At 35.9% G+C, this 15,682-nt stretch carries 12 protein-coding genes; 3 read left to right on the top strand and 9 right to left on the bottom strand.

Annotation, left to right across the window (positions count from 1 at the left end):
• Nucleotides 1–93: 93 nt before the first annotated feature.
• The 4 genes from yajC to M2265_RS24555 are packed head-to-tail and all read right to left on the bottom strand — an operon-like array spanning nt 94 to nt 2,982.
• Complete coding sequence (yajC, locus tag M2265_RS24570; RefSeq protein WP_021189218.1) at nt 94–405, bottom strand: preprotein translocase subunit YajC; 312 nt, start codon at nt 403–405, stop codon at nt 94–96.
• Between the two features lie 21 nt (nt 406–426).
• Nucleotides 427–894, bottom strand: coding sequence for a DUF1573 domain-containing protein (locus M2265_RS24565; protein WP_132772707.1), 468 nt, complete (start codon nt 892–894; stop codon nt 427–429).
• 10 nt (nt 895–904) lie between these two features.
• Nucleotides 905–1,852 carry a transcription antitermination factor NusB gene (gene nusB / locus M2265_RS24560; protein WP_021189220.1) on the bottom strand — a complete coding sequence of 316 codons (948 nt, stop codon included), beginning with the start codon at nt 1,850–1,852 and terminating at the stop codon, nt 905–907.
• Between the two features lie 56 nt (nt 1,853–1,908).
• Nucleotides 1,909–2,982, bottom strand: a complete 1,074-nt coding sequence (locus M2265_RS24555) for a Glu/Leu/Phe/Val family dehydrogenase (RefSeq protein ID WP_031287814.1) — start codon at nt 2,980–2,982, stop codon at nt 1,909–1,911.
• A gap of 172 nt (nt 2,983–3,154) precedes the next feature.
• Here M2265_RS24555 and M2265_RS24550 point away from each other — a divergent pair, with 172 nt between their 5' ends.
• Nucleotides 3,155–4,930, top strand: a complete 1,776-nt coding sequence (locus tag M2265_RS24550; RefSeq protein WP_132772705.1) for an ABC transporter ATP-binding protein — start codon at nt 3,155–3,157, stop codon at nt 4,928–4,930.
• A 140-nt stretch (nt 4,931–5,070) separates the two neighbouring features.
• On the opposite strand, the gene M2265_RS24545 is transcribed toward M2265_RS24550, so the two are convergent.
• The 3 genes from M2265_RS24545 to M2265_RS24535 all read right to left on the bottom strand — a co-directional run bounded on the left by M2265_RS24545 (nt 5,071) and on the right by M2265_RS24535 (nt 7,219).
• Entirely contained in the window at nt 5,071–5,862 is a 792-nt protein-coding gene (locus M2265_RS24545; RefSeq protein ID WP_021189223.1) for a zinc-dependent peptidase, read from the bottom strand.
• Nucleotides 5,863–5,868: 6 nt separating this feature from the next.
• The gene (locus tag M2265_RS24540) at nt 5,869–6,675 is read right to left on the bottom strand and encodes a hypothetical protein (RefSeq protein ID WP_132772704.1); all 807 of its coding nucleotides are present in this window, start codon (nt 6,673–6,675) and stop codon (nt 5,869–5,871) included.
• Nucleotides 6,676–6,748: 73 nt separating this feature from the next.
• On the bottom strand, nt 6,749–7,219 hold the full coding sequence (locus tag M2265_RS24535) for a Dps family protein (protein ID WP_132772702.1): 471 nt from the start codon (nt 7,217–7,219) through the stop codon (nt 6,749–6,751).
• A gap of 156 nt (nt 7,220–7,375) precedes the next feature.
• Here M2265_RS24535 and M2265_RS24530 point away from each other — a divergent pair, with 156 nt between their 5' ends.
• Complete coding sequence (locus M2265_RS24530; RefSeq protein WP_243655494.1) at nt 7,376–9,070, top strand: RluA family pseudouridine synthase; 1,695 nt, start codon at nt 7,376–7,378, stop codon at nt 9,068–9,070.
• Nucleotides 9,071–9,383: 313 nt separating this feature from the next.
• Nucleotides 9,384–11,975: a DUF5686 and carboxypeptidase-like regulatory domain-containing protein gene (locus M2265_RS24525; protein WP_132772700.1), complete on the top strand. Its 2,592-nt coding sequence runs from the start codon at nt 9,384–9,386 to the stop codon at nt 11,973–11,975.
• Nucleotides 11,976–12,031: 56 nt separating this feature from the next.
• Here M2265_RS24525 and M2265_RS24520 read toward each other — a convergent pair whose 3' ends face one another.
• Both M2265_RS24520 and M2265_RS24515 read right to left on the bottom strand, forming a co-directional pair.
• Nucleotides 12,032–12,667: a hypothetical protein gene (locus M2265_RS24520; protein ID WP_132772698.1), complete on the bottom strand. Its 636-nt coding sequence runs from the start codon at nt 12,665–12,667 to the stop codon at nt 12,032–12,034.
• A gap of 86 nt (nt 12,668–12,753) precedes the next feature.
• Nucleotides 12,754–15,672 (bottom strand): FAD-binding and (Fe-S)-binding domain-containing protein, encoded by a 2,919-nt coding sequence (locus tag M2265_RS24515; RefSeq protein WP_132772696.1) that lies wholly within the window; start codon nt 15,670–15,672, stop codon nt 12,754–12,756.
• Nucleotides 15,673–15,682 lie beyond the last annotated feature (10 nt).

The following is a 15,682-nucleotide window of genomic DNA, read 5'->3' as shown; positions in this document are numbered from 1 at the left end:
ATATCCTGATGAAATATAGGGCAATTTGAATGTGATTAAATAAGAAGGCCGATCTTATTTTAGTAAGATCGGCCTTCTGGAATTTCTGTTGTGTTATGCTTTTGCATTCAATGCCTTAGAAGCATCTAAAGCTACTGCTGATTTGTCAAAACGAATTTTAACACCAGAACCCACATCAACTAAAAACGTTGTTTCTGAAACTTCAACAATACGACCATGAATACCCGCATTTGTTACAATTTGAGAATTAACACCTAATTCTTCAATGTATTTCTTATGATCTTTTTGTTTCTTCATCTGAGGTCTAATCATAAAGAAATAAAAAACAACCACGATAAGAATCATCGGTAAGAAGCTCATTAAACTACTTCCTGAGCCCGCTGCCTGTAAAAAAACTGTGTTCATATGTATCTTTGTTATATTTTATTATTTAGCTGCCAATACTTCACCTTTCAGCTGAACTGTCGTCAACCCATTTGAAGCATTAGAGTGTATGGTAATAATTTTCTGCTGTTTACCCACCTGACCCTCACTTTTGAAAGTGACCTTTATATCTGAGGTCTTACCTGGAAGAACTGGACTTTTTGAAAACTCAGGTTGTGTACATCCACAAGAAGCTCTAACTTCTGAAATAATTAAAGGTGCATTTCCTGTATTTTTCAGCGTAAAAGTATGTGTAACCTCAGCTCCCTCTTTGATCTCTCCAAAGTCAAATGCAGGCTCTGCAAATTCGATAGTACCGATTGCACCAGCTGCAGCTTCTGTATTTACAGATGTATCTGCTGCTGCATTTACGGAATCTGAACTTGTATTTTCGCTCTTGTTACTGGTACCACATGAACTTAAAGTCCAGATACCGAATGCTAAAAGCAGTGAATAGTTCATTTTTTTCATATCAATATTTTTAATTATTCAATCCACGACCTTGTTTTTGAATACGGCCATCTTGATTTAAATCACTTAAAATTTTATCTAAAATACCATTAATAAAGGTATTACTCTTCAGTGTACTGAATACTTTTGAGATTTCAATATACTCATTAATTGTAACCTTTACCGGAATAGAAGGGAAATTCACCAATTCGCAAATAGCCATGCGCATTAATAAAGTATCGATTAATGCAATACGATCTGATTCCCAATTTTTTGTTTTCTCGGTAATCATTTTTTGATATTCATTTGTATATCGGATTGTTTTTGCAATCAGATTTAAGATGAAATCTTTATCATCGTACCAGTTCTGCGTAAGCTCTGCCAGTTTATTTTGTCTCGGTTCTTCTGAACTGAAGTTTTTAAATGTTTTGGCAATTAATGCTTGTAAAACTTCCTTATCGACCGTCCAGTTGATAAACTTCTCTTCAAAAACCTGTTCAATAACAGGGGACTTTAAAATAATTTTTTTGAAGATAAACTTAATAATATCTTTTTCCACTGCAATCGAACGATCTGATGACTGCATATAATATGCATAATCTTCAGAATGCTTCAATTGAGCGAATACTGTACGAACGATTTCAGGATCAAAGTTCCAAGAAACACCGTATTTCTTTACTCCTTCTGCGTACTGCGGATTTTGTCTTAAAGACTCGATAAAAGTATTGCTACTTAGTTTGGTGTTGTGCGATAAATCTTTTTCTGTTGGCAAAAACTTATTTGCACGACCTTCTGCATCTATTAATGCATAATCGGCCACTTCATCCAGGAGATTTAAAGTCCAAATGTACATTTCGTACACTTCATCCACATTTTGCAATAATGCCTTTTCAAAGGCTTTGATATCTTTATCTTCAGATAAACTGTACGCATAAAGCGTCTGCACTACTTTGACCCTTAGGTGTCTTCTATTTAACATAGTATTTTAAAGAACGATTTGTATGTAAGAACGATTGTTTTGTTTGTTTGTTTTCTCTATCTTTTGAGTTTTCGAATGTCAAAGATACGTTTTTCTGCGATTTGATTAGCAGCTTGGAACGAAGAAATATTTTCTTGTTTTGATTTTTGTAATACTTCGCGTGTTGCGTTGTATATATTTTTAATGACAAACTCGGTATGATCAGCGCCATAGCCCTGTATTTCGGAATAACAACTAACCAATGCTCCTGCATTAATTAAATAGTCCGGTGCATATAAAATACCTCTTTCATGCAGAATGTTGCTCGTAACCAATTCATCCTTCAATTGGTTATTTGCTGCACCAGCAATAATTTTACATTGCATTTTTGCGGCAGTTTCTGGATTAACAGTCCCCCCTAATGCACAAGGTGCATAAACATCACAGTCAAAATCAAAAACTTTATCGAAAGCAATGGTTTCAACTTTGTATTTTGCTGCTGTTTTCAACATCCGGTCTTCCGTAATATCACTTACATATACGCGCGAATTTTCATCACGTAACATTTCGATCAAACGCTCACCAACACTTCCTATACCATGCACGATAACTTTACGTCCCGCTAAACTGTCTGAACCGTATAGTTCTTTTAAGGAAGCTTTAATACCATAGAGTACGCCTTGTGCCGCAAAGACTGAAGTATCACCCCCGCCATTGATCGCTTTAGGCAAGCCTGCCACATGTGAAGTTTCTGTAAAAATATGTTCCAAATCGCGTTGACCGATACCTACATCGATCGAAGCGATGAAATTACCATTTAGGCCCTCAATAAATTGTCCTAAGCGTCTCAGCAAAACCTCAGATTTATCTATACGATGATTACCGATGATCACGGCACTACCACCACCTAGATTAAGGCCCGTGATTGCTGATTTGTAAGTTATTGCTCTAGAAAGGCGAAGAGCATCTTCGATAGCTTCTTCTGTACTGGAATATGGCAACATGCGGACACCGCCTATTGCTGGACCTAATGTAGTGTCATGAATCGCAACTATTGCTTTCAAACCAACTACTTCATCATTACAAAAAAACAAATTCTGGTGACCAAATTGTCCCAATAATTCGAAAATTGGAGTTTGAGATGCTGACATAAAATTCTGCTTCAAGTTTTATTTATGGTAATTTGGGAACAAAAGTAGAAAATATATTTCACACTAAATTTTTCTTTCAAAATAAATACAAAACTTATGAACTGTTTGTGACAGTATAAGTTCGTAAAATAGAAAATTAAATGCCGAATAAGTTTTACATTTGTATTATCATATGAAAGAGTTAGCTTATTTAAATAAATATTTTTACAAATATCGCTGGAAGCTTGTTCCTGGGGTAATTTTTGTTATAATTTCCAATTATTTCGGTATCCTTCCTGCAAAAGTAATTCGAGAAGCTTTTGATCTGGTACAAGAGAATATCTATTTATATAAACTCTACCACGGATTTGAAAGACAAGAATTGATCTATAAAGTTTTTGGATCTAGTTTGCTATTTTTCGGTGGGGTAGTTTTATTACTGTCTCTGCTTCGTGGTATTTTCTTGTTTATGATGCGCCAGACAATCATTCTGACATCTCGCCATATTGAGTATGATTTAAAAAATGAAATCTACAGACATTATCAAAAACTAGATTTTGCTTTTTTTAGAAGAAATAACACGGGAGATCTTATGAGTAGGGCTACGGAAGATGTCAACCAGGTCAGAAATTACCTCGGCCCTGCTATTATGTATGCCATCAATACCGTTGTCTTATCGATCATGGTGATTTATGCTATGTATGATGTTAATGCCCGTCTAGCGACATATGCACTTATCCCTATCCCTATTCTTTCTGCTGTTATTTTATTTGTAAATAAGATCATCAATAAAAGAAGTGAGAAAATTCAAAAGCAACTGGCACGTTTAGCGTCTTTTGTTCAAGAAAACTTTGCAGGTATCAGAGTCATTAAAACATACAACAGAGAAAAATATAAAATGGATTCTTTTGAAGAAGAGAGTACCATCTATCGGAATACGGCTTTATCACTTGTCAAAGTACAGGCAGTCTTCTTTCCGCTAATTCTATTATTAATTGGTTTAAGCACCATAATAACCATTTATGTGGGTGGTTTGGAAGTTGCAAAAGGTACCATCACTGCGGGAAATATTGCTGAGTTTATCATTTATGTCAACCAATTGACTTTCCCTGCTATGTCTTTAGCTTGGGTAACTTCACTGGTACAGCGCGCCTCAGCATCGCAAAAACGGATCAACGAATTTTTAAATACCGAGTCTCCTATTATTAACGGCGAAATTAAAAAAGTACTTACAGGAGATCTAAAGGTTGAAAACATTTCATTCACCTATCCTGAAACGGGGATTCAAGCGATCAAGGATTTATCGTTTCATATTCCTGCAGGGAAAACACTGGCGATCATTGGTAAAACGGGATCGGGTAAATCGACTTTAGCGAATTTACTGCTTCGTATGTTTGATATCGACAAGGGGGCCATCAAATATGACGACACTGCTATCACAAAGCTAGATTTTCAGGATCTAAGGCAACAAACAGGCTTTGTGCCTCAGGAGGTTTTTCTATTTTCAGATACGATCAGTAACAATATCGCATTTGGTCTAGACCACTTTACACAGGAGCAAGTCGAGCAGGCAGCGAAAGATGCCGCAGTCTATGAAAATATAATGGGATTTGATCAAGGTTTTGAAACTTCGGTTGGGGAACGTGGAATCACGCTTTCTGGAGGACAAAAGCAACGTGTCTCCATCGCGCGGGCTTTAATTAAAGAACCTAAGATCTTGATTTTTGATGACTGTCTGTCTGCCGTAGATACCAAAACGGAAGAACAGATATTGACTTCCCTAAGCCGTATTATGAAAGGAAAGACATGTGTGTTTATAGCGCATCGTGTATCGACAATCAAAAATGCCGATAAAATCATTGTGTTGGATCAGGGAAGAATTGCGGAAGAAGGTTCTCATGATGAACTTATGAACTTAAAAGGACAATATTTTGAACTACATGAAAAACAACTTTTAGAAGCGATATAGGTTTTAATAAAGATCGCTTAATAAGACAATAAAAAAGCTCTTCATCATATGGAAGAGCTTTTTTGTTTCAAGTCTATTCTTTACTTAAGAGATAACCATACATTTATTGAATAGTAACCCATAACAACCAGATAACATGATTAAGCAGGACTCAGGTCTTGCTGAAATGCCATACTTAATGCTTTGTAAAGCTCTGGATGATGATTTTTAAGCCGTTCAGGGTTTTCAAAAAAGTATTCGGAAGCAACGGCAAAAAACTCCGCCCGATTTGTAATGCCATACGGATTGATATCAGATTTACCTTCCTGAATTTTTAAAATTTCTTTACGAATCATTTCTAACCAGGCTAGACTATACGTATGATCTATCAAAAATTGCGGTAATCCATCGACTTCACCATCCGTTTTATCCAACAGGTGGACAAACTCATGAATGGCTGTGTTTTGGCCGTCCTTTGTATTTGAGAAACCAGCTTCAAGAGCCTCTTTTGATAAAATCATCTGACCGTTCATGGACCCCTCGCCTACCATTCCTAAAATATTGCGCCCCTGACTGCCTTCGAACTGGTAATCTTGATTAAAAGTATTGGGATAAAGCAGTACAGTTGTTAAATTTGCATATTTCCAATTTTTAAAAGCGAAAACAGGTATTATAGCACTTGCCGCTACTAACATATAATCTTTTAAAGAAACTTCAACACCAATTCCTTCTACAGATACATGATCTAAAAAATGTAAGCAGCGCTTTTCAAATTCAATTTTATCCGCTTCGTTCAAATTTCGATAGTACTGTACTTCTTTCAAAAGAATATCTTTTCCCTCTTTACTCAGAACACGCCTGATGGCTTTGCTATTTTTCTCCGTTTTATTTAAAAGGTAATACACGAGATATATAACAGCGGGTACCAAAATAACAATAAACAATTTCTCCATATTTTCTTATTTTACATTTATCCAATCCGGGTTACGCTCTTTCAAATATTTGAGAAAGCCTTTGTAATGCGCGGCCCCAAACATAATTAGAATTTTCTTTTGTGAAGCATCCGCCACCAAAGCTGCTAAATTTTGTTCTCTTTTTTTCATTATAAATTCCCGGTCGAAAATATTTCTAAACTCTGCTTTTATAGGTTTACAAGTATAAGGCTCATTTAAAGGAGTTTTCAAGTCACATGAATCAAGAATAATATCACCATAGCTGTATTCAAATTCGTCCAAAAGTTCATTTTTGGGAATATCTGCAATAACTGCTGTATTATAATCAACTTTAAAAAACGAATATTGGGGCTGTTGGATGATTCTACTTCCGAGATTTTTATAAAGTGGAGCCATTAATACTTTTGTTGTATCGGAAGTTTTTTCATACACTTTGGTACTACCTATTACGTGTCCTACTAATTTTCGAAACTTTCGATCATATACATCTCTTTGTTGGGCACTATCCACTTGGTAGGCAATACTTTCATAAAATACAACAAACCCTTGATTTTGTAATGAGTCGACCATTCGCTGAATATAATCGTAATAATTACGTTTACCTAAATGCCGCATGGGAATGTAAATCAGCTCACGTTCACCATTTTTTAAGTGATGTGTCCGCGATGCATTTTGTAAAACTCCAGTCGATTGTACCATAAGGGATTCAGCACATGAGAAAAACAGAAGCGAAAAGACAATTAAAACAAAATAATAGCGCATACTAATGGAAAAATAAATTTGCAGTGATGTAATGCCCTTTACAATTATCATGCAGTTTTTAGTACTTTCAAAAAAAAAGCAGTACCGAGGGTACTGCTTTTTTTTGAAAAGATTGTTATAAAAGTTATGCTACATGAGCACGTAACATCCAAGCCATCTTTTCATGCTGCGCTAGTAAACCAACAAGAAAATCTTCAGTCGCCTGATCTCCAGCTTTTTCGACCGCATCCAAATTTCCTCTAATATTCATAATAACAGATTCATGATCTGACAGTAATTCCTTGAAAAACCCTTTACTATCTGTATGTTCGTACTTCGTCTCTGTAAGATGGGTCAATTCTAGATATTTGGCGTATGAACCTACTGCATAATGTCCGATTTGACGGATGCGTTCTGCGACTTCATCAATAATTTCTGCCAATTCATTATACTGCGATTCCAAAAATAAATGCGCGGCATGAAAATCTGGACCTTCAACATTCCAATGTGCATTTCTTGTTTTTTGATACACAATACTTTCATCCGCTAACACATTATTCAAAATAGCGGCTACCTTTGCCAAGTCTGCTTCTTTAATACCAATTTTTGCTTTCATAATGAATTATTTTACAATTTATTTAAATTATTAAAATCACTGTTACTTGATATACAATATTAATAAAATGAGGCCGTAAAGCCCATTAATTAAGAAATAATATTGTCATAAAAATAACATCATTTTTGTACTTTTGTACGCATAATGAAAATAACAATGATGAAGGGGAATTGTTTGAACGGTGATCTATACTTTCACGAATTTAATGAGGAAATCAAGGAAATACTTTTACCTACACATTTTACTTTCCCCTTCTGTTATGAACCACATGAACTGGCAAAACAAGCCTGCGCATCTGTTCAAGAATATATTCTTACTCAAACGGAATGGGTTCATAATTTTGGTTTAAACGAAAAAATGGATGGACAGGCCATTGGTAAAATGTTCGGTGTATTAATTGTCCAAGATCAAGATGGTCATATTGGATTTCTAGCTGGTTTCTCCGGTAAACTGGCTGGCAAAAATGATCATCGCTATTTTGTACCTCCGGTTTTTGATATGTTAACGGAAAATTCTTTTTTTCTGTTAGAAGAGGAACACCTCAATAACCTTAATAAGCAAATTACAGCATTAGAGCAGAGTGAAACAGGTACGCAACTGAAAGAAAAACTCGATGACACTAAAGTGAGGCTGGATCAGCAATTGGCCAACTTTAAAGAAAATCTGAAAATTCAAAAGAAAGAACGTAAACAACTGCGAGACAAATCAAAATTAACCCTATCAGCTGCATCATATCAACTGCTTGAAGAAGATCTGATCAAACAGAGTTTAAGAGATAAGTTTGAACTGAGTGTTTTCCAAAAACAATATCACCATGATATTTCCATCGCTGAAAAACCGCTAAATGATCACCTCAATATAATAGCCGATTTAAAAGAAGAGCGTAAAAAACGTTCTGCACAGTTGCAAAATCAATTATTTGCACAATACAATTTTAAAAATGCGAAAGGGGAAACTAAAAATGTCATTGACATTTTTAACGCATACAATTTGCAACCACCTGCTGGATCTGGTGAATGTGCCGCACCAAAACTATTGCAATTTGCTTATTTAAATGATTACAAGCCAATTGCGCTTGCCGAATTTTGGTGGGGACAATCGCCTTCGGCTGAAGTACGAAGACATCAAAGCTACTACCCTGCATGTCGCAATAAATGTGAACCTATTCTCGGCTTTATGCTTGAGGGATTACAGGTTGATAAAAATCCGATGCTCGAAAGCCCTGATGAAGGCATTGAACTCCCCATTATTTACGAAGATGAAAGCCTGATCATTATAAATAAGCCTGAAGAATTCCTATCCGTCCCTGGCATACATGTTAAAGATTCGGTCTATACACGCATGCTTAAAAAATATCCCGATGCAGGGCCTTTAATTGTTCATCGGTTAGATATGTCTACATCCGGAATTCTTGTGATAGCCAAAACTAAAGAAGCTCACAAATTTATTCAGAGTCAATTTATCAACCATACCATCGTCAAGCAATATATTGCTTTACTTGATGGCATTATCGATACCGATTCTGGAATTATATCACTACCTCTACGGGTTGATCTTGACGATAGACCTCGACAGTTAGTCTGTTATGAACATGGAAAGAAAGCAGTTACTAAATGGGAAAAAATCGAAATTATAAACGGTAAAACCAAAGTGCGATACTTTCCATTGACAGGAAGAACACATCAACTTCGCCTTCATTCTGCTCATCCTAAAGGAATGAACTGTCCTATTGTTGGAGACGATCTTTATGGTCAAAAATCTGATCGATTACACTTGCATGCTGCTTATATTGAGTTTAACCACCCTACCACAAAAGAGCGCATTCATTTTGCGTCGGAACCCAATTTTTAAAAAATCAAAACAACTTCGTTGACCTTTTTGTTACAATAGTCAACGAGATTGGTTGTATTTAGGTCGAATTTCATCATAAAGAAGTAAAATTATAGTCAGTTTATTCTGACATTAAAACAAATGCACTGCTATTCAACAAGTTAATAGTCGATTAATAAAAATAGTGAAGTTAAAAAATTGTAAATGTTTTATTAATTCTTAATTTTTTATTTCTTTTGCATACAACTTATTAGAACTTTTAAGTTAAAAAGTCAGAAATTAAGATGGTGTTATAACACGTATCGGTAATTTGTGATATAATTAATGTAAAATTATGGAATACCAACGTAGTAGCAGTACAATTGCAAAAACACTATTTTTACTGGCATCAGTCATGTTAGTAAGTATTACTGCAGCATTAGGCCAATTAAAAACAGTACAGGGTATCGTTAAGGACAGCAAGACAAAACAACCGATCGGCTATGCGACAGTTGCTGTTGTTGGAGCACCTGCTGCCCCCGGCAATGCGACTTCGACTGAAGAATCTGGACGGTTCACCTTAAAATTTCCAAAGAATTATGTGAAAATCCGTGTATCAAGTATTGGGTATGATTATAAAGATGTATTTGTTACAAATGACGAAACGCAACAGATCGAGGTATTAATGGAATCTCAGGACAATACCCTTGATGAGGTTGTAGTCAGAGCAAAAAAGAGAAAGTATACAAACAAAGATAATCCTGCTGTCGCATTGATCCGTAAAGTAATCGAAAATAAAAGTAAAAATAGATTAACAGGGCAACAATTCGCGCAATATGACCAATACGAAAAGATCTCTTTAGGACTGAGCAATTTATCAGAGAAATTTGTAAACAAGAAGATATTCAAAAATTACCAATTTCTTTTTGAAGTAGATGATTCGGCTAAAACTGCAAATAAATATCTATTGCCTGCTTTTATGGAAGAGAAACTTTCAAAAGTATATTTTCGTAAGGACCCTAAAAAAACAAAACAATATATCATAGGAGAGCAACGTGCGCAATTTGATCCCAAATTTATTGATAATGATGGTTTAAGTGCATATTTCAATAAACTTTATGAGACAGTAGATATTTACGATAACAATATCACGCTGGTAACGAATCAATTTTTAAGTCCAATCGCCAACTCGGCTCCCACATTTTACAAGTTTTTTATCACAGATACGATAAAAACACAGCAACCGTGGTTAGTTGAACTTAGTTTTTTTCCACGCAATAAAGCGGACATGCTTTTCAAAGGCCAGTTATATATTACACTTGATGGTAACTATGCTGTACAAGGTGCTAATATGACTGTCGCTGATGATATCAATTTGAACTTTGTAAGGGACATGAATATTGAACTCAAATTTGATCAGGATGAGAGTAAAAGATTCTATTTAAGTCAAAGTACACTTGGTATTGATTTTTCTTTAACAGATAAAGGAACAGGTATTCGTGGTAACAGAACTGTCAACTATAAAAATTATAAAACTGGCGTTGTTCAACCGGATAGTATTTACAGTGGTCCTGAAACGGTAATTGCTTACAATATAGCAGATGGAAAGGGTACTCGAAAACTTTTTGATACGCAACGTCAAATTCCTTTAACGAAAAATGAGCTGAATATTTATCATAATATCGACACCCTGCAACAGATTCCTTCTTTTAAAACCTTTATGGATATTGCAGCTTTGGTATTATCGGGATATAAACAGGCTGGTCCTGTTGAAATTGGTCCGGTAAATACTTTTTATAGCTTTAACCCTGTCGAAGGATTTAGACTTCGTGTTGGTGGTAGAACTACAGAATCATTCAGTAAAAGATTTTATGCTGAATCGTATGCAGCATATGGATTTAAAGATGAAAAATGGAAATACTTTTTAAGCGGAACTTATGCTTTCAACAATAAGTCTGTTTATTCATTTCCACAACACTACATCCGGGCATCGTTCCAGCGTGACACCAAGATTCCTGGTCAAGCTTTAGAATTTATACAAGAAGATAACTTTTTGTTATCCTTCAAAAGAGGTGATAATGAAAATTACATCTATAATGATGTTTATCGCGTTGATTATAGAAAAGAATTTGAAAATCGCTTAAGTATTGGATTGGGATTTAATGCAACAAAACAATCGCCAGCAGGATCTTTAAGGTATCAGATCATAGATGATAATGGTCAAACTAAAGTGTTCAACGAAATCAATTCAACAGAATTATCAGTAAATATTCGCTACGCTCCGAATGAACAGTTTTATCAAGGAAAGCTTTATCGTACTCCCATATTTAATGAATACCCTATTTTTAACTTTAACTACACGGCTGGACTTAAAGATGTATTCAAAGGCGAATATAGTTATCACAACTTTAACGTAGGAGCATTCAAAAGATTTTACCTGAGCCAGTTCGGCTATGCAGATATTGATGTCGCAGGTACTTATATTGCTGGTAAAGGAATTCCATTTCCTTTCTTAACGATACACCGTGCGAATCAAACTTATGCATATCAGCTTAATTCTTACAACTTGATGAACTTCTTGGAATTTGTCAGTGACCACCATGCATCCGCTAATATACAATACTACATGAATGGTTTCTTGTTAAACAAAATTCCAGGTATTAAAAAGCTAAAACTTCGTGAAGTATTTAGTTTTAAAGCTGTGTACGGTGGGCTTCGAGATGAGAATAACCCAGATCATTCTGACAAAGTATTTGACTTTCAGAAAAATGCTGACAATATACAATCTTCGTACACCTTTGGATCGGATCCATACATGGAGGCTAGTGTTGGATTGTCCAATATTTTCAAAATACTTCGCGTAGATTATGTCCGGAGATTAAATTATCTTGATCACCCAGGTGCTCCTAAATCGGGCATAAGGGCTAGAATAAAATTTGATTTCTAACATAAAAAGGCTTTCTAATAATAGAAAGCCTTTTTTTTATAATATGATTTTAAAGCTTATTTACCTTCCAGTGCGGAAATAAACGGAGCGCGGAATTTAGGATCTTTCTCTTTAAATTCTAAAGATTTTTTATACGTATCAATGTTGAAAAACATTTCAGCCGGTTCTCCTGACTTTTGCTCTAAAAATAATTTAAAGCTATAAGTTGCTGTTTTATCAAGATCAGCATTTACTTTATTTGAAGAGAAAACTGTCGGTACCAATGTTGCACTTGCGAAAGGACCAGAAGCTGGTACTTCATATATTTTACCCAATGCTTTTATAAAAGCATCACTCTCTGCACCTAAAGAAGAAATTTTAATTTTACCTTTTGTAAAACCAACATCTTCATTAGCGACATCATCAATAATTCCGGCAGGGATAAGATTTACGACTTCTACTTTCAATCCAACAGTATCTCCTTTGAAGGTACTTTTAGCCGTATAGATGTAACTAGAATCCGTTTTCACATCATCAACAATACGTAAGAAAAGATGTTTATTATTTTTGACAGGTCCATCAATGGTCAATTCCTCAATAGGAATGTTACTTTTTTTTGATTTATCGCCACCTTGTTGGTTTTGGGTAGTGTTGCCACATGCTGTCGCAAAAGCTAACGCAGATAGAACAGCAATTTGATTTATTTTTCTCATCTTTTTCAGTAATTATGTTTATCAGTAAAATCGTTTACTAAAACTAACGATTTTTACTGATAAACAAATAAAATAGATTGATTGTTTTACTTAATTAAAGCATCATATAAGATTTCTACAGGGTGGTAAGAATGTCTTGCCGCTCCATCTTTAATCTGGTGCCGGCAAGATGTACCTGCCGCAGCAATCCATGTAGAAGAATCCGTATTTCGGACAGTAGGCAACAAAACCAATTCTGCTACTTTCATCGAGATGTCGTAGTGTTCTTTTTCATAACCAAATGATCCCGCCATACCACAACAACCTGATGGAATCACCTCTACTTGGTAGTTTTGAGGAAATGACAAGACTTTCTCTGTTGTTTCTACTAAATGAAATGCTTTTTGATAGCAATGTCCATGCAACTTAATTGTTTTCTCACGCGTACTGAACTGCTCTTTTTGAATACGGCCAGCTTCAATCTCTTTCAGTAAAAACTCATCAAACATCAATGCATTTTTAGCTACTCTACTTGCATCTTCATAGAGATCCGAATCTACCAAAGAAAGATATTCATCTCTAAAGGTAATGATACCCGATGGTTCTATTCCTAATAAGGGGGTCTCCTCTGTTATTAGATCTTTCAAAAAAGTAATATTTTTATTAGCGATCTTCTTCGCTTCTTTAACCAGACCTTTTGAAAGATAAGTTCGGCCACTCTCAATATGTTTTGGAATAATCACTTCATAGCCTAAAGCAGTTAGTAATTTATATGCTGTAATACCTATTTCGGCATCGTTATATTCTGTAAATTCATCTGCGAATAAGTATACGCGCCGCTTTGCATCTGTCTTGTTTTTCTGTTTTCTCACCCATTGTGACAATGTAGTACCAGCTACCAACGGCAGTGATCTCTTAGGGGCAAAACCAATGGTTCTTTTTACAAGGCCAGCTAAAAAGTCATTTTTGACAACAAAGTTGTATAAGGGCGCTACCAGTGATCCTAATTTTTGAGATTCTGTGAAATTTGCAATCACTCGCGACCGGAAGGGCACACCATGCTCATCGTAATAATGTTGTAAAAACTCGGCTTTCATCTTAGCTACATCAACACTAGAAGGGCATTCAGTTTTGCAACCTTTACATGATAAACATAAGTCCATCACTTCTTTTAATTCTTCATGGTCAAACCGGTTCTCTTTTGTTGAATTTGTCAAAAATTGACGCAACATATTGGCACGGGCGCGTGTCGTATCCTTTTCATCGCGTGTAGCCATAAAAGAGGGACACATCGTTCCACCGGTAATTTCTGTTTTTCGGCAGTCACCTGATCCGGAACACTTCTCGGCCAGACGTAGGATACTTTCCTCTTTCGAAAAATCGAAATAGGTCTTTATCTGTGTTGTATTTTTATTATTATCATAACGGAGATGGGTGTCCATTGGTGGTGTATTTACAATCTTATTGGCATTAAATACGCCTTTAGGATCAAATATTTCTTTAACCTGCTCAATGAGTTTAAAGACTTTTCCTCCTAAAACTTTCTCAATAAACTCACCTCTCAGACGACCATCACCATGCTCACCACTTAAAGATCCATTGTATTTTAAAACTAAATCTGTTGTCTTTTCTAAGATCGAGCGAAAAGTTTTTACCCCCGATTCTGTTTTTAAATTAACAAAAGGCTCAATATGGAGTTCTCCTGCTCCAGCATGCGCGTAATAAGATGCGTGAACTCCCTCTGCAATCAATAAATTTTGAATATCTGCTACATATGCAGGTAAATCTTCCGGAGAAACCGCACAATCCTCAATCAAATTAACCGGCTGACTATCTCCGGGTAAATTACGGATTAACCCTAAACCCGCCTTCCGTACATCCCAAACCAAATTGGTCTGCTCACCTGTTATATATGGATAAGCATAACCCAAATGCTTTTCAATCAACGCGGCCTTCAATGCCATCGCCTTTGCTTCCACTTCATCTGGCGTATTTCCTCTGAACTCCACTATAAGCAAAGCTTTGGGATCACCTTCTATAAAAAAACGATTATATTGATAAGTGGGGTGCCCGACAGTAAAATCCATGATATACTTATCGACAAGTTCCGAGGCTTCGGGATTATGTGACAAAGCAATCACATTACCTTCCATACACGCAATCATATCGTCAAAGTGGATACATAGGAGACCTAATTCTTTAGGCGGTAATGGTAATAATTGCAACTTGGCCTCTGTAACGATCGCTAGGGTTCCTTCAGAACCAGCTAATAGACGGCACATATTGAAAGGAGCAGTTTTATCCGATACCATATCCAGTGCATATCCTGTATTTCGTCTTGTTATCGACCGCTTGGGGTATCCCGATGCTATTGCCTGCATATTTTCTTCCACTGTCAACATCGCATTCAATTCGCGGTAAATTGCACCTTCCCTATCTTTTTGTATTAATTTCTTGAAATAAGATGCTTCGTCCAACGCTTCAAATACGACCTCAGACTGATCATCTAATATGACATTCGCTGTTAATAAATTTTGACGGGTATCGCCCCATACAATGGAATGTAATCCGGAGGAATTATTACCGATCATTCCACCAATCATCGCACGACTTGCTGTTGAGGTTTCTGGACCAAACATGAAGCCAAATGGTTTGAGGTAATGATTGAGATCATCACGAATAACACCAGGTTGAACACGCACCCATTGTTCTTCGACATTTAATTCAAGTATCTTATTAAAAGACTTCGAGATATCCATAACGATACCATTTCCAACAACCTGACCAGCTAAGGATGTACCTGCTGTCCTCGGAATAATCGTAATGCCGTTTGCAGATGCAAACTGTATTAAAATTTTGATATCTCCACTATTTCTGGGAATCGCTACAGCTAAAGGTAGTTCTTGGTACACGGATGCATCAGTGGAATAGGCAAGACGGATGGTATGGTGATAAGCAGAATCATCATAATACAAGTCCCCCGTTAAAGATTGCGATAATTGATCTAAAGAAATATTTTCCTTCACAGTATGGTAT

Source organism: Sphingobacterium kitahiroshimense (assembly GCF_025961315.1).
GTDB lineage: Bacteria > Bacteroidota > Bacteroidia > Sphingobacteriales > Sphingobacteriaceae > Sphingobacterium > Sphingobacterium anhuiense.
This window is presented reverse-complemented; position numbering and strand designations above follow the sequence as displayed.

What these genes read in the sequence shown, in the direction of transcription:
- M2265_RS24555 (WP_031287814.1), bottom strand. Translation starts at nt 2,982, where the DNA reads ATGTCAGCATCTCAAACTCCAATTTTCGAATTATTGGGACAATTTGGT.
- nusB (WP_021189220.1), bottom strand. Translation starts at nt 1,852, where the DNA reads ATGTTAAATAGAAGACACCTAAGGGTCAAAGTAGTGCAGACGCTTTAT.
- M2265_RS24530 (WP_243655494.1), top strand. Translation starts at nt 7,376, where the DNA reads ATGATGAAGGGGAATTGTTTGAACGGTGATCTATACTTTCACGAATTT.
- M2265_RS24525 (WP_132772700.1), top strand. Translation starts at nt 9,384, where the DNA reads ATGGAATACCAACGTAGTAGCAGTACAATTGCAAAAACACTATTTTTA.
- M2265_RS24520 (WP_132772698.1), bottom strand. Translation starts at nt 12,667, where the DNA reads ATGAGAAAAATAAATCAAATTGCTGTTCTATCTGCGTTAGCTTTTGCG.
- M2265_RS24545 (WP_021189223.1), bottom strand. Translation starts at nt 5,862, where the DNA reads ATGGAGAAATTGTTTATTGTTATTTTGGTACCCGCTGTTATATATCTC.
- M2265_RS24565 (WP_132772707.1), bottom strand. Translation starts at nt 894, where the DNA reads ATGAAAAAAATGAACTATTCACTGCTTTTAGCATTCGGTATCTGGACT.
- M2265_RS24540 (WP_132772704.1), bottom strand. Translation starts at nt 6,675, where the DNA reads ATGATAATTGTAAAGGGCATTACATCACTGCAAATTTATTTTTCCATT.
- M2265_RS24535 (WP_132772702.1), bottom strand. Translation starts at nt 7,219, where the DNA reads ATGAAAGCAAAAATTGGTATTAAAGAAGCAGACTTGGCAAAGGTAGCC.
- yajC (WP_021189218.1), bottom strand. Translation starts at nt 405, where the DNA reads ATGAACACAGTTTTTTTACAGGCAGCGGGCTCAGGAAGTAGTTTAATG.
- M2265_RS24550 (WP_132772705.1), top strand. Translation starts at nt 3,155, where the DNA reads ATGAAAGAGTTAGCTTATTTAAATAAATATTTTTACAAATATCGCTGG.